This is a genomic window from Krasilnikovia sp. MM14-A1004, assembly GCF_047159485.1.
Taxonomy (GTDB): domain Bacteria; phylum Actinomycetota; class Actinomycetes; order Mycobacteriales; family Micromonosporaceae; genus Actinoplanes.
The window spans coordinates 1,296,796-1,311,062 of sequence record NZ_AP038773.1; the positions used below are offsets into that span (position 1 = coordinate 1,296,796).

The window sequence follows — 14,267 nt, forward strand, 5'->3', positions numbered from 1 at the left end:
GTGCCACGTGGAGCGCGGTCGGGCCGAGGCTGGGACGCCATCCCCCCACGGCCCGACCGCCGGTCACCCGATCCGCCCGAGCCGAAGGCCCCCGCTCGGGTCCCGTCGGCCGGGCCGCCACGCGACGAGTCCGAAGTGGCCCGTGAGATCTGCCTCCGGCAGTTGGCGGCGCGTCCCCGTACGCGGGCGGAGCTGGCGCAGGTGCTGGCCCGCCGACAGATCTCGGCCGAGGTGATCGCCGAGGTGCTCGACCGCTACGACGAGGTCGGCATCATCGACGACGCGGCGTTCGCCCGCGCCTGGGTGTCCAGCAGGCACCACGGGCGGGGGCTCGCCCGGCGCGCCCTCGCGGGCGAGCTGCGGCGGCGCGGCGTCGACGCCGAGGTGGCCAGCGAGGCGCTGGAGTCTCTCGACGAGGACTCCGAGGCGGCCACGGCTCGTGCGCTGGTCGACCGCAGGCTGCGCACCGCCACCGGCAGCCCGGAGGCGGTGTTCCGCCGACTCGTCGGAATGCTCGCGCGCAAGGGGTATTCCGCGGGCCTGGCGTTTCGTGTCGTCAAGGACGCCATGGCCGAACGCGACACCGAAGCGGCACAATTCGTATCCGACGTCGACACCGACGCATACGCCGATGCCGACAGTTCGGCCGACCTCACCTAGACCCGGCCGCAACGGACCTTCTGCGCCGCCGATCGTCCGCACCGGTACGGGCAGTGCCGCTGCTGTGGTGGCGTGGCGAGAGCTGTCCGGAAACTCTCGGTAACCATGACGACGATTTGCATCCGTTAATGTCCGTATTGTCCACGGTGGATGGCGGCGATCACTGACAGCGGGTAAGTTCCACCACTGACTGCGCGGATCACCATCCCTTGGATGGGGAAGGTGCCTCGACGGGGAGTTTCAGGCGCGCAGCGACGGTGGGAGGAACATGCGAATCAACCAGCTCGCACGCCATCGCGGCGTGCGTGTGACGGCTCGTCTCGGCGTGATCGTCGGGGCGGTCGGCGTGGCCGCTCTGACGGGCGCCGCGGCCGCGAACGCCTCGACGGCGCCGACGCTTCAGCGGACCGCGATCGCCCTGGCCGAGCCGGACGCCACGGACACCACGGCGGCCGACAAGGCCAACGATCCCCCCACGGGCGGCGACACCAGCCCCGGCGACCCTGGTGGCAGCACCGACCCGGGCACCGGTGGCAACCCGGGCGGCAGCACCGGCGGTGGCGACAACCCGGGTGGCGGAAGCACTGGCGGTGGCGACAACCCGGGTGGCGGTAGCACGGGCGGTGGCGACAACCCGGGTGGCGGAAGCACGGGTGGAGGGGACAACCCCGGCGACTCCGGCGGTGGCGGTGAAGCCCCCGGCGGTGGCACCGCCAACCCGGGTGACACTCCGCCCAATTCCGGCGCCGGCACGGGTGGTGGCACCGGCAGCGGCGGCGTGACCAACGGCGGCGGCACGAAGGGCGGCAACGGCCGGGGCGGCAACAACGGGGGCGGCGGTAACGGCGTCGGCAATGGCGGCGGCACCGGCGGCAGCGGGGGTTCGGCCTCCGCAGGTGCCGGGTTGCCGCTCACCGGCGTCAACGTCGTGGGCATCGCCGGTGTCGGTGCCGCCATCGCGGCTGGCGGCGTCGGTCTGGTGCTGGTGACGCGCCGCCGCCGCGAGTCGGCGGAGGCGTAAGGGCGCAGACTGCGGCCGAGCGGCCAGGTGTTCCTGTGCCGTGACGAGACTCCCGCCCGGGGCGTGCACCAACGCGCTCCGGCGGGAGTTTCCCTTTTCCCCGCAACGGATCCGCGGTAGGGCGTGTGCGATCCGCCGGAGAACCGTTGCTCCGGCATGAGTTCCCTCACAGCGTGACCGGCGGCACGGGATGAGCTGTCTCACTGCCGATGCGCCGAGCGGCAACAGGGACGCGGCGTTCGCGTCCCTCCGCCGCCACCCAGATAGCGAACGCCGAGCCGGACGCCGGTACGTAACGACGCACACCATGCACGCTCGGTTGACGACGGCCGCACAAATCGCCGACAACGCGCCCGATGTGCCGATGCGCTACGGCACATCGCGGTCGACGGCAGCAGCCGGGACGAGGGTCGCGGAGGCAAATGCGCCGCCGGGCCAGCGGCCAAAGTGGATCTTCGCGGGGCGTCGCAGACCGCGCCCGACTGGTAATCTGCTCCGCCGTGACAGACGACTCCCACGGTGCTCAGGACGGGTCCGGTCCCCTCCCGGCGGGCGCCGAACCCACCGCGCGCCTCGCCGCCGTGCGCGAGTCTCCGAGCGACTCGGCGTCCGTCGCGGAGCCCGCTTCCGGCCCGACGCCGCCCCCACCGCCGTCTCCCGAGACTGACGCGGCCCCGGCGGTCCGGCCCCCCGCTTCGCCGGGTCCTTCCCCGACTCCGACGGCCACACCCGGGCCGAGCCCCGCATCCGTTCAGCCTCCCGCGGCCGCCGACCATCACCCGACGTCCGGTCCGGCTGTCACTGCCGGCCCGCAGTTCCCGGCGCCACCGCCCAACCCGGTCGCTCCGGCTCCAAACCCCGGCGACCAGGCCTCCCAGTTCCCCGCCTACGGCCCGTTCCACTCGGCGCCGACCGCTCCGCAGCACCCGGCCGCCGTGCCGGGTCAGGCGACCGCTCCGCAGCACCCGGCCGCCGTGCCGGGTCAGGCGACCGCTCCGGGCTATCCCGCCTCCGCGCCCGGCCTGGCGACCGCTCCGGGCTATGTGCCGGACCAGGCGGTTCCACCGGTGCCGTCGGCGGCAGTCTCGCAGGATCATCCGGATTCGGGCGCGCCGTACACCGGGTGGACGCCCACGTCCGACGCGGGGCCGTCCAGCTGGGACGACAACCGCTTCGGCTTCGACGCCCCGATGTCGCGCGGCCCGCGGATCGAACCGTCCCCGCCGCCGGATCGCCGCCGCGTGGTGCTGGGCCTGCTCGTCGGCCTGCTGGTGGGCCTGCTGCTGTTCGGCACGGGCGGCTGGTTCGCGGGCCGTGCGACCGCCCCCGCGGCGGCTCCGACGCCCGCGGCTCCCAGTGCCACCCCGTCCGCGGAGCCGACGCTCGGGGCGTACGAGCAGAGCCAGATCGCCATCAATCAGCCGAAACTGAGCGGTGCCCTGGCCCCGGTGGCGCAGGACTGGCTGCCGCACCTGTCCGGCTGCGCCCGCAGCGGTGAGCGCAACGGCCCGAACCTGAGCCGCGGCGAGAAGGCCCGGGTCCGCTGCGAGCTGGACGCGATGACGATCGTCTTCGTCGAGTTCAACTCGGCTGCCGACCGGGACAAGGGCCAGGTGCGCGCGCTCGGGCAGAACGTGGACGCGCGTCAGCTCGCCCCGGGCGTCGCCGAGGCGACCAAGCGTGCCACCCCGTCGGGCCGCATGAACGGCAACTACGTAGAGTATGCGTACAAAGTGACCGAGGGTGGTGGCGACCGCGTCGTCAGCGGCATCTGGTGGGATGACGCACAGGCGCCGGTGGCCGCGTATCTGCTGGCGTACTGGAAGGAAGGCATCGGCGAGAAATGGGAGCCGATGCGCGATCTCTGGTCCCGCTACGCCTGAATTGCCCCCCGGCCGGTTTGAGCAGGGCGTGTGCACGTCTGCGCCGTACGTCCCGTCCGCTGCCGAATCATGAGTCCTTGACCGAACCGGCTCTCGCGACCTAGCCTCGCGTTACACAAGGTTTGCTCGACCACCGCAAGCAAAGCGCACAACATAGATCGCATTACAGTACGGCATCACTTCGGTGCTCTGCGGCGCCGACTACCGGGCCCGCCCGCAGGCCGTGCGGGTGGAGGGCGCCATCCCGGCGCACCCCGGTACGGCGGCCCGGTCGTGGCGCAACGCGGCGTACACGACGGTCACGTTCGGCGGTCCGCGGACACCGACGGCAGGGGCGGCACGGGGCGGCAACAAGCCCGGTGCGTCCGGCATTGCCGGACCCGCCGCCGGTCGGCCGTTGCCGTCTGCGGCCGGTCCGTGCCGTGGTCGAGCATCCCGAGTTCCGCGGCCGGTGCTGCGGCCCGGACCCCACCCCAGTGGGGGCCGGAGCAGCCGTGACAGGCTGGTGGGAACGGATGTGCGAGGCGAAGGGAGCAGCGGCGAGATGACCGCCCCGTACTGGGTGCTCGTGATGGCGATCGCGGTCCTCGCCGCACTGGTGATCTTCGGTCTCGTGCTGGCCCGGGTCGTGCGCCAGTTGCAGAACGGCCGGGTCGACGACCGTTTCCTGGAAGCCAAGGACCGGCACGAGCAGTCCCTCGCCGCGCTGCGTACCGCCGCCGACGAGGCCTCCACCGCCGTCGACGACGCCAAGGCCAAGGCCGCGTCCGTACGCGCCGAGGCGGCCGCCGCGAAGGCGGAGGCGAACGCGGCCCGCGCCGAGGCCCGCCGGGTGCTGGAGGCCGCGCACGCGGAGGCCGACACCATCCTCGAACACGCCCACCGGCAGGCCGAGTCCGACGCCGAGCAGGTCCGCGCGGCGGCCCGGCGCAGCGGCGAACGCGAGGTGGCACTGCTCAACACCACCGCCAAGGAGCAGGCGGCCGAGGTGGAGCGCCGCGCCGCCCGGATCGACGAGCGGGAGCGGCTGCACGCCGACGAGGTGGAACGGCTCACCGAGCGGGAACGCCGCCTCGCCGCGATGGACACCGACCTGACCGCCCGCGAGACGGCCCTGACCCGCCGCGAGGCGACGCTGACCACGGCCGAGGAGGAGCACCGCCGCGAGCTGGAACGCATCGCCGGGCTGACCGCCGAGGCCGCCCGCGTCGAGCTGGTCGACAGCATCGAGGGGCAGGCGAAGCGGGAGGCCGCGATCCTGATCCGCGACATCGAGAACGACGCCCGCAGCACCGCCGAGACCCGCGCCCGGCACATCGTCGTGGACGCCATCCAGCGGGTCGCCAGCGAGCAGACCGCGGAGAGCGTGGTCAGCGTCCTGCACCTGCCCAGCGATGAGATGAAGGGCCGGATCATCGGCCGCGAGGGCCGCAACATCCGCGCCTTCGAGTCGACCACCGGGGTCAACCTGATCATCGACGACACCCCCGAGGCCGTGCTGCTGTCCTGCTTCGACCCGGTACGCCGGGAGGTCGGCCGCCTGACCCTGGAAAAGCTCGTGCTGGACGGCCGGATCCACCCGCACCGGATCGAGGAGGTCTTCGAGTCGGCCAAGAGCGAGGTGGAGCGCCTCTGCGACCGGGCCGCCGAGGAGGCCCTGGTCGACGTCGGCATCACGGACATCCACCCCGAGCTGGCGTCGCTGCTGGGCCGCCTGCGCTACCGCACCAGCTACGGCCAGAACGTCCTCAAGCACCTCGTCGAGACCGCGCACATCGCCGGCATCATGGCCGCCGAACTGCGCCTGGACGTGCCGACGATCAAGCGGTGCGCGTTCCTGCACGACATCGGCAAGGCGCTCACCCACGAGGTGGAGGGCAGCCACGCCCTGATCGGCGCGGACCTGGCCCGCAAGTACGGCGAGAGCGAAGACGTCGTGCACGCCATCGAGGCGCACCACAACGAGGTAGCCCCGCAGACCATCGAAGCCGTGCTCACCCAGGCGTCCGACGCGTGCTCCGGCGGCCGCCCCGGCGCCCGGCGCGAGAGCCTGGAGGCGTACGTGAAGCGCCTGGAGCGGATCGAGGAGATCGCCGCCGGCAAGGTCGGCGTGGACAAGGTGTTCGCGATGCAGGCCGGCCGGGAGATCCGGGTGATGGTGCGCCCGGAGGAGATCGACGACATCGGCGCGGCCGTGCTGGCCCGCGACGTGGCGAAGCAGATCGAGGAGGAGCTGACCTACCCGGGCCAGATCCGCGTCACGGTCGTCCGCGAGTCCCGCGTGACGGAACTGGCCCGCTAGCCGCTCCGCTGGCCGGAGCGGCTGGGCCCGCGTCAGCCCTGCGGCTCGGTCACCCCGATGCCGCCGTCGAAACCCACGCCGAGTTCCTCGCCGGTGGCGACCGGCGTCGGCCCGGCGGGCCGTGCCGTGCGGCGGGTGCGCCGGCCGAGCCAGCCCGCCAGCCAGGTCACGGCCGAGTTCACCAGGATGAAGATGATCGCGACGACGATCGCCGCCTGCACCACGTTGCCGTAGTTGGCGGACAGGTTGTTGACACCCAGCTGCAGCAGCTCCGGGTACGCGATGATGTAGCCCAGCGCCGTGTCCTTCACCAGCACGACGAGCTGGCTGACGATCACCGGCAGCATCGCGCGGGCCGCCTGCGGGAGCAGGATCGCCTGCATGACCTGGCTCTTGCGCAGGCCGATCGCGTAACCGGCCTCGCTCTGCCCGAGCGGCACCGACCGGATCCCGGCCCGGAACGCCTCCGCCAGCACCGAGCCGTTGTAGAGCGTGAGACCCGCGACGACCGCCCAGAAGACAGGCATCGGCGACTGCGTCAGGAACGGCACGCCGAAGAAGATGAAGAACATCAACAGCAACAGGGGTACGGCGCGGAAGAACTCGACGACCGCACCGGCCGGGATGCTGACCCACCGGTGGTCGGAGAGCCGCCCGACCGCGAAGACGAGCCCGAATGCCAGCGAGAGCACCATGGCGACCGCGGCCGCCTTCAGCGTGCCCTCCAGCCCCGGGATGACGTAGTCGGTCCACGTGCTGGCGTACGTGAACGGTTTCCACAGCGCGGCCGCCCACTGCCCCTTCGCGTCGAAGCGCGCGTAGATCCAGTACAGCAGCGCCAGCAGCGCCACCCCGAAAACGACAGTGAGGATCCGGTTGCGTGCCCGGGCCATGGGGCCGGGGTGGTCGTGGAGGACCGCGTCGGTGCTCGTGCTCACCGCTTCACCGCCAGACGGTTCGCCAGCCAGCCGAAGGCGTAGCCGGAGGGGATGAGGACCGCCGCGAACGTGCCCGCGAAGACCAGGAAGATCGGGATGACCGCGTCGCCGTGGGCGTTGATGAGTTCCTTCATCGCGTTGGACGACTCGGCGAGCCCGATGGTCCCGACGATGGTGGAGTTCTTGGCGAGCGCGATGAAGATGCTGCCCAGCGGCGCGATCACGGTGCGCCCGGCCTGCGGCAGGATGATCATCGTCAGGGTCTGCCGGAAGGACATCCCGATCGCGCGGGCGGCCTCCGCCTGCCCCGCCGGCACGGTGTTGATGCCGGAACGGATGGCCTCGCAGACGAACGCCGCGGTGTACACCGACAGGCCGATCACGCCGAGCCAGTAGTTGTTGCGCTCGAGGTCGTCGGAGATCGTGACGCCGAGCGTCGCGTACAGGCCGAAGTAGCAGAAGAAGACGATCAACGTCAGCGGCGTGTTGCGGAAGGTGTTCACCCACGCCGTGCCGAAGCCGCGCAGGACCGGCACGGGGGAGACCCGCATCGCGGCCAGCAGTACCCCGAGCACGAGCGCGCCGACAGTGCCCCCGATAGTGAGCTTCAGGATCCAGAGGAACCCTGTCACGTACACGTCGACGTTGGCGGGATCGGAGAAGACGTTCATCGTCCTCGCTTCCTCGATAACGCGGTCGCGGGCGGGACCGGCACGCCGGTCCCGCCCGCGATCAGGCGGTTCAGCTGCAGTTGGTCAGCTTCGTGACGTCCAGCGTGGGCGCGGCCTTGCCGCTCTTGCCGAGCGTCGAGTCCCAAGCCGCCTTGTACGACCCGTCGGTCGCCGACGCCTTGAGAATCTCGTTGATCTTGTTGCACCCCGCGGTGTCGGTCTTCTTCAGCCCGATGCCGTACGGCTCGGTGCTGAACGGCTTGCCGACGACCTTGAACTTGCCGGCGTACTGCGGCTGGGCGGCATACCCGGCGAGGATGATGTCGTCGGTGGTCACCGCGTCGATCGTCTTCGAGGCCAGCAGGCTCACGCACTTGGAGTACGAGTCGAGCAGCTGCAGATGCGCCTTGGGGTAGTCGGTCTGCATGCGCTTGGCCGGCGTGGAGCCGGTCACCGAGCAGACCTTCTTGCCCTCCAGCGACTCCGGCCCGGTGATCGTGGAGTCGGCCGCCACCAGCAGGTCCTGCCCCGCGATGTAGTACGGGCCACCGAAGTTGACGACCTTCTTGCGGTCGTCGTTGATCGTGTACGTCGCCACCACAAGGTCGACCTGGCCCTGCTGGATGAACGGCTCGCGGTTGCTCGACACGGTGGTCTTCCACTCGATGCCGGACTCCGGCACGCCGAGGCCCTTCGCCAGGATCTTGGCGATCTCGATGTCGAAGCCGGTGTAGGTCGTGCCGGTCTGCAGACCCAGGCCGGGCTGGTCGGCCTTGACGCCGATGACCAGCTTCTTGTCCTTGGACGCCTTGTCCACGACGCCGGACGAGCTGGAACCGCTGTCGCCACCGCCGCATGCCGCCATCGCCAACGCCATCGCGACGGCCCCCGCCGCCGCTGCCCATCGGGTGATGCGCATCGTCACGCTCCTCGAATCAGGTGGTGCACCAACAGAGCCGCGGAGCGGCTCCTGAGTAGACGCTCAGTGCGTCAGGATCTTGGAAAGGAAGTCCTTGGCCCGGTCGCTGCGCGGGTGGGCGAAGAACTCGGCGGGCTCGGCCTGCTCGACGATCTGACCGTCGGCCATGAAGACGACGCGGTTGGCCGCGTGCCGGGCGAAGCCCATCTCGTGGGTGACCACCACCATGGTCATGCCCTCGCGGGCCAGCGAGGTCATCACGTCGAGCACCTCGCCGACCATCTCCGGGTCGAGCGCGCTGGTCGGCTCGTCGAAGAGCAGGGCCTTGGGCTGCATGGCCAGCGCCCGGGCGATCGCCACCCGCTGCTGCTGGCCGCCGGAGAGCTGGGCGGGGTACTTTTCGGCTTGACTGGCGATGCCCACCCGTTCGAGCAGGGCGAGTGCGCGATCGCGTACCGCTGCGGGGTTTTCTTTGCGGACCTTGACCGGTCCGAGCATGACGTTCTGCAGGATGGTCTTGTGGGCGAAGAGGTTGAACGACTGGAACACCATGCCGACCTCGCTGCGCAGCCGGGCGAGGGCGCGGCCCTCCGCGGGCAGCGGGCGGCCGTCGAAGGTGATCGTCCCCGAGTTGATCGGCTCCAAGCGGTTGATCGCGCGGCACAGCGTGGACTTGCCCGAACCGGACGGTCCGATCACGACCACGACCTCGCCGCGGTGCACAGAGAGATCCACATCCTGCAGCACGTGCAACGGGCCGAACCACTTGTTGACCTTGTCGAGCACGATGAGCGGCTCGTCAGTCACGCTCGGACCACCATCCCGTCGTTGGTTCTGTCAACAGGTCCACTGTATGGGCGCAGCGATCTCGGATCCGGCCGAGAATAGTCACGGAGCGGTAACTCCATCGTCGTCGTACACCGGAAAGGGGGCAGGACCGCATGAGTGGTATGGCCGAGCCGGCAGATGGGCTGTGGAGCTGGTGCGCGGCCGGGCGTCTCCCGGCGGCCGCGGTCCGCGCGGCGCTCGCGGGCGTGCTGCGGCGGCCGGTCACCACGCTCGAGGCAGCCACGGACGCGGCGGTGCTCTGCGACGTCTGGTACGTCGGCGGAGATTTCCCGACCCTGATCGAATGCTTCTGCGCACCGGGCGACGTCGAGGAGGCCGCGGTGGCCAGCGCGGTCGCGGTCCGTCTCGGCGCCGACATCCTGCTGCCCGACGACACCCTCAACCCCACCCGGTACGTCCGCGCCGAACCGGACGGCTCGCTGACCCCGGTGCACCTCGACGAGATCGAGACCGACGACGGTACGGAGCGCCGCAACGCCCGCCCGTGCACCGGCACGGACCCGGCGTGCGCGACCGGGCCCGGCTGTGCCACCTCCCATTTCGCCCCGAAACCCACGCCGGGGCATCCGGCGGCGGCGTAACCTGCCGCCCGGGCGCGGCTGCGGCGGCAGGGACTACCCTGGTTGACTGCCATGACTATCGCACCCCAGACCCCGCAGGGCCGCACGTACGACGTCCGCACGTACGGCTGCCAGATGAACGTGCACGACTCCGAGCGGATCTCCGGTCTGCTGGAGGAGGCGGGCTACGTGCGCGCCGCCGACGCCGACGCCGCCGACGTGGTCGTCTTCAACACCTGTGCGGTGCGGGAGAACGCGGACAACCGCCTCTACGGGAATCTGGGTCACCTGCGCCCCAGCAAGCTCGCCAACCCGGACATGCAGATCGCGGTCGGCGGCTGCCTGGCCCAGAAGGACCGCGGCGACATCGTCAAGCGCGCGCCCTGGGTCGACGTGGTGTTCGGCACCCACAACATCGGGTCGCTGCCCGCCCTGCTGGAACGCGCCAGGCACAACGCCGCCGCCGAGGTGGAGATCCTCGAATCGCTGGAGGTGTTCCCCTCCACCCTGCCCACCCGGCGCGAGTCCAGCTACGCGGGCTGGGTGTCCATCTCCGTGGGCTGCAACAACACCTGCACCTTCTGCATCGTGCCGTCGCTGCGCGGCAAGGAGAAGGACCGCCGCCCCGGCGACGTCCTCGCCGAGGTGCACGCCCTGGTCGCCGAGGGGGTGCTGGAAGTCACCCTGCTCGGCCAGAACGTCAACTCGTACGGCGTCGAGTTCGGCGACCGGCTGGCCTTCGGCAAGCTGCTGCGCGCCTGCGGCGGGGTCGAGGGCCTGGAGCGGGTCCGGTTCACCAGCCCGCACCCGAAGGACTTCACAGACGACGTGATCGCCGCGATGGCCGAGACCCCGAACGTGTGCCACTCGCTGCACATGCCGCTGCAGTCCGGCTCCGATCAGGTGCTCAGGGCGATGCGGCGCAGCTACCGCGCCGAGAAGTACCTGGGGATCATCGAGAAGGTGCGCGCCGCGATGCCCGACGCCGCGATCACCACGGACATCATCGTCGGCTTCCCCGGCGAGACCGACGCCGACTTCGCGCAGACCCTCGACGTGGTCCGCGCGGCCCGCTTCTCCAGCGCGTTCACGTTCCAGTACAGCAAGCGCCCCGGCACCCCCGCCGCGATCATGGACGAGCAGCTGCCCAAGCAGGTGGTGCAGGAGCGCTACGAGCGGCTCATCGCCACCCTGGAGGACATCACCTGGGCGGAGAACAAGCGGCAGGTCGGGCGCACGGTGGAGGTCCTGGTCGCGGTCGGTGAGGGGCGCAAGGACGAGCGTACGGGCCGGATGTCCGGCCGGGCGCGGGACGGGCGGCTGGTGCACTTCGCCACGGGCGGGCTGACCGGCATCCGGCCGGGCGACATCGTGCACACCGAGATCACGTACGCGGCCCCGCACCACCTCAACGCGGACGGCGCCCCGGTGGCGCACCGCCGCACCCGGGCCGGTGACGCGTTCGAGGCCGGGCGGACCCCGCGTACGAGCGGGGTGGCGCTCGGTCTGCCGACCGTCGGGGTGCCCGCGCCGCTGCCGCCCGCCGCCGACGCCTGCGGACGCTGATCACTACCGGGAGTCCTCAGCTCTCGAAAGGTCTGGGCGATCGGTGAGGCATGTCCTATCGGTGGTACGCCCTGGCCGCGTTCGGCCTCTCCGCGGCGTACCTCGCGGTGCCACCGGGGCTGCGGTGGATCCCGTTCCTGCTGATCCAGTTGAGTGCGATCCCGGCCGCGCTGGTCGGGACCCGGCGCAGCGAGGGCAGTGGCCGGATCCCGTGGTTCGTCCTGCTGACCGCCCTCGTGGTGTACAACGTCGGCAACGTCCTGTCCGTCTGGTACATCTACGGCCAGCACCGCCCCACGGCTGACGGCACCCTCGCGGACCTGCTGTACAGCGTGGCCAACGTGCTCGTATTCACCGCCGCCATGACCATCATCGTGCGCCGGGGGCGGCGCGATGTCGGCGGCATGGCGGACGCCGCGCTCACCTCGCTGGCAGTCGGCGGCCTGCTCTGGGACGTGGTGCTGCTGCCCCACCTGAGCGCCGAGGGCATGACCCAGCCGCGCCAGATGGCGTTGTTCGTGAACATCTTCATCACCCTGGGCACGTTCGGCGCGCTGCTGCGCGTCGCCAAGGCCGCCCCGGAGCGTCTCGCCACCGTCCAGCTGTTCAGCGTCGCCTCGGGCGCCACGCTGATCGCGAACGTGGCCAGCGCCCTGGCCTCCGATCCGGGCGGCGTCCGGCCCGACTGGACCAACGTGCCGTTCCTCATGGCGTACGCGGCACTGGGTACGGCCGCCATGCACCCCTCGGCGGCACTGGCCACCCGGCTCACGCCCGCCCCGAAGGACGACCTGACGGCGGGGCGGCTCACCTTCCTCGGGGCGATGATGGCCCTCATCCCGCTGGTCGGTGGCGGCCGGGCGCTGTTCGGCCTGCCGACCGACGGTGTGCTGCTCGCGATCGGCTCCCTGCTGGTCGTACCCCTCGTCATGGTGCGCATCGCCGCGCTGTCGGCCGAGCGCAGGCAGGCAGAGCAGGCGCTGCGCCGGATGGCCGCGCAGGACAGCCTGACCGGCCTGCCGAACCGCACCGCCTGCCTCGACCGGATCACCACGGCGCTGGCCGAGCCGCTGCCCGGTGCGCCGGACGCGGCCCCGTGGCTGGCGGTGCTCTTCTGCGACCTCGACGGCTTCAAGCCCGTCAACGACCGGCTCGGTCACGCCGTCGGCGACCAGCTGCTGGTGGCGGTGTCCGAACGCCTGCGCACGTGCGTGCGCGACACCGACCTGGTGAGCCGCTTCGGCGGCGACGAGTTCGTGATCGTGTGTCAGGCCACCGACTCGCGGGCCGCCGTCAACGCCGTGTGCGAACGGATCCGCACTATGGTCCGCCAGCCGATCACCATCGCGGGGCAGACCGTACGGATCGGCATCAGCGTCGGCGTCGCGTTCGCCGAACCGGGCAGCACCACCGACGGCCTGATCGGACGCGCCGACCTGGCGATGTACGAAGCCAAGAAGTCGAAGGCTCTCGGCAACCTCAGCCTCGCCGCCGCATAGCCCGAACGCCCGTGGTCGACTGCCCGGCCACCAGGCCGGGCAGCCGGGATCAGCTGGCCTGCTCCGCCAGGGCCAGGAACTGCCGCTTGGACGCGAGCGCCTGCTCGGCCTCCTTGATGCGCCGGTTGTCGCCCGCCGCCTGGGCTCGGGCCAGCCGCTGCTCCGCCTCCGCGACCTGCTCGCGCATCTGCTGCAGCAGCGGGTTGTCCTGGGGCGACGTCTTGCGCCACGCCGAGTCCATGGCGACCCGGATCCGCTCCTCGGCGGCCCGCCACCGGCGGTCCAGGCCCGCGGAGGACTCCCGCGGCACCCGGCCCGCGTCGTGCCAGGCGGCCTGGGCGTCACGCAGCTTGTTCTGCGCCGCGCGGGGGTCGGCGTCCACGTCGACCGCTTCCAGCTCGACGAGGATCGCCTGCTTCTTCTCCAGGTTGCCCTTGTACTCCGCGTCGCGGGCGGAGAAGACCTCACTGCGGCGGGTGAAGAACGCGTCCTGAGCCGCCCGGAACCGTTCCCACAGGCGCTGCTCCGCCTCCTTGGCGGCGCGCGGAGCGGCCTTCCACTCGGTCATCAGCTCCTTGAGCCGCGTGGCGGTGGGGCCCCAGTCCGACGAGTCGGCGAGGCTCTCCGCCTCCTTGACCAGCTCCTCCTTGGCGCCCTGCGCCTGCTTGCGCTGCCCGTCCAGGGTGGCGAAGTGGGCGCCCCGGCGGCGGGTGAAGCCGTCGCGGGCCGCGGCGAAGCGCTTCCACAGCTCACCATCGGTCTTCTTGTCGACCCCGCGGATGGTCTTCCACTCGTCGAGGATCTCCTTGAGCCGGTCACCGGCGGACTTCCAGCCGGTGGACTCGGCGGCGATCGTCTCCGCCTCCTCGACCAGGGCGGTCTTGCGGGCCAGCGCCTCGGTACGGGCGACCTCGCGCGCCGCGCGGGCCTCGCCCGCCTTCTCCTCGGCGAGGGTGGCCAGCCGGTCCAGCCGGGCGGCGAGCCCGTCGACGTCGCCCACGACGTGGGCCTCGTCCAGGGTGGCGCGCAGGCGCTTGACGCTGCTCAGCGAGTGGGCCGCGTCGGCCGCGCCCGAGTTGAGCCGGGCCTCGATGAGGTCGACCTCGGTGACCAGGTCGGCGAAGCGCCGGGCGAAGTGGGCCAGCCCCTCCTCGGGGGTGCCCGCCTGCCAGGAGCCGACCGCCCGGTCGCCCTCGGCGGTCTTCACGTACACGGTGCCGTCGGCATCCACGCGCCCGAAAGCCGTCCAGTCGTTCATGAGCTCAACCTCATTCTCCCGGCGCCGCCCGGCCCGCATGCCGGACAACCACCGCCATAGCGCAGTTGAACGCCAAACCTTCCATCGGCATTCTTTCTCGCGCATTGTCACAGGTCCAACCCGGTTCCGGGGAAGCGCCCT

General features: G+C 71.4%; 12 protein-coding genes. 7 read left to right on the forward strand and 5 right to left on the reverse strand.

Annotated features, from left to right (window positions below):
- The 4 genes from ACMCNN_RS06050 (at window position 1) to rny (ending at window position 5,866) form a co-directional block, all read left to right on the forward strand.
- On the forward strand, window positions 1-660 hold the full coding sequence (locus tag ACMCNN_RS06050; protein WP_412745176.1) for a regulatory protein RecX: 660 nt from the start codon (window positions 1-3) through the stop codon (window positions 658-660).
- Between the two features lie 301 nt (window positions 661-961).
- Window positions 962-1,681 carry a hypothetical protein gene (locus ACMCNN_RS06055; protein WP_412745177.1) on the forward strand — a complete coding sequence of 240 codons (720 nt, stop codon included), beginning with the start codon at window positions 962-964 and terminating at the stop codon, window positions 1,679-1,681.
- A 935-nt stretch (window positions 1,682-2,616) separates the two neighbouring features.
- The gene (locus tag ACMCNN_RS06060) at window positions 2,617-3,564 is read left to right on the forward strand and encodes a hypothetical protein (RefSeq protein WP_412745178.1); all 948 of its coding nucleotides are present in this window, start codon (window positions 2,617-2,619) and stop codon (window positions 3,562-3,564) included.
- Between the two features lie 544 nt (window positions 3,565-4,108).
- Entirely contained in the window at window positions 4,109-5,866 is a 1,758-nt protein-coding gene (gene rny, locus ACMCNN_RS06065) for a ribonuclease Y (protein WP_412745179.1), read from the forward strand.
- 32 nt (window positions 5,867-5,898) lie between these two features.
- Here rny and ACMCNN_RS06070 read toward each other — a convergent pair whose 3' ends face one another.
- The 4 genes from ACMCNN_RS06070 to ACMCNN_RS06085 form a co-directional block, all read right to left on the reverse strand.
- Complete coding sequence (locus ACMCNN_RS06070) at window positions 5,899-6,759, reverse strand: amino acid ABC transporter permease (protein WP_412747077.1); 861 nt, start codon at window positions 6,757-6,759, stop codon at window positions 5,899-5,901.
- A 41-nt stretch (window positions 6,760-6,800) separates the two neighbouring features.
- Entirely contained in the window at window positions 6,801-7,475 is a 675-nt protein-coding gene (locus tag ACMCNN_RS06075; RefSeq protein ID WP_412745180.1) for an amino acid ABC transporter permease, read from the reverse strand.
- A gap of 70 nt (window positions 7,476-7,545) precedes the next feature.
- Window positions 7,546-8,394: a glutamate ABC transporter substrate-binding protein gene (locus tag ACMCNN_RS06080; RefSeq protein ID WP_412745181.1), complete on the reverse strand. Its 849-nt coding sequence runs from the start codon at window positions 8,392-8,394 to the stop codon at window positions 7,546-7,548.
- A 63-nt stretch (window positions 8,395-8,457) separates the two neighbouring features.
- Window positions 8,458-9,201 (reverse strand): amino acid ABC transporter ATP-binding protein, encoded by a 744-nt coding sequence (locus tag ACMCNN_RS06085; RefSeq protein WP_412745182.1) that lies wholly within the window; start codon window positions 9,199-9,201, stop codon window positions 8,458-8,460.
- A 143-nt stretch (window positions 9,202-9,344) separates the two neighbouring features.
- On the opposite strand from ACMCNN_RS06085, the gene ACMCNN_RS06090 reads away from it, so the two are divergent.
- Genes ACMCNN_RS06090 through ACMCNN_RS06100 form a run of 3 tightly spaced genes read left to right on the forward strand, consistent with a single transcriptional unit; the run spans window position 9,345 to window position 12,868 of the window.
- Window positions 9,345-9,824: a hypothetical protein gene (locus ACMCNN_RS06090; RefSeq protein WP_412745183.1), complete on the forward strand. Its 480-nt coding sequence runs from the start codon at window positions 9,345-9,347 to the stop codon at window positions 9,822-9,824.
- Window positions 9,825-9,875: 51 nt separating this feature from the next.
- Window positions 9,876-11,369 (forward strand): tRNA (N6-isopentenyl adenosine(37)-C2)-methylthiotransferase MiaB, encoded by a 1,494-nt coding sequence (miaB, locus tag ACMCNN_RS06095; protein WP_412745184.1) that lies wholly within the window; start codon window positions 9,876-9,878, stop codon window positions 11,367-11,369.
- 50 nt (window positions 11,370-11,419) lie between these two features.
- Window positions 11,420-12,868 (forward strand): diguanylate cyclase domain-containing protein, encoded by a 1,449-nt coding sequence (locus ACMCNN_RS06100; protein WP_412745185.1) that lies wholly within the window; start codon window positions 11,420-11,422, stop codon window positions 12,866-12,868.
- 49 nt (window positions 12,869-12,917) lie between these two features.
- Here the strand turns inward: ACMCNN_RS06100 and ACMCNN_RS06105 are convergent, their stop codons facing one another.
- On the reverse strand, window positions 12,918-14,126 hold the full coding sequence (locus tag ACMCNN_RS06105) for a DUF349 domain-containing protein (protein WP_412745186.1): 1,209 nt from the start codon (window positions 14,124-14,126) through the stop codon (window positions 12,918-12,920).
- Window positions 14,127-14,267: the final 141 nt, after the last annotated feature.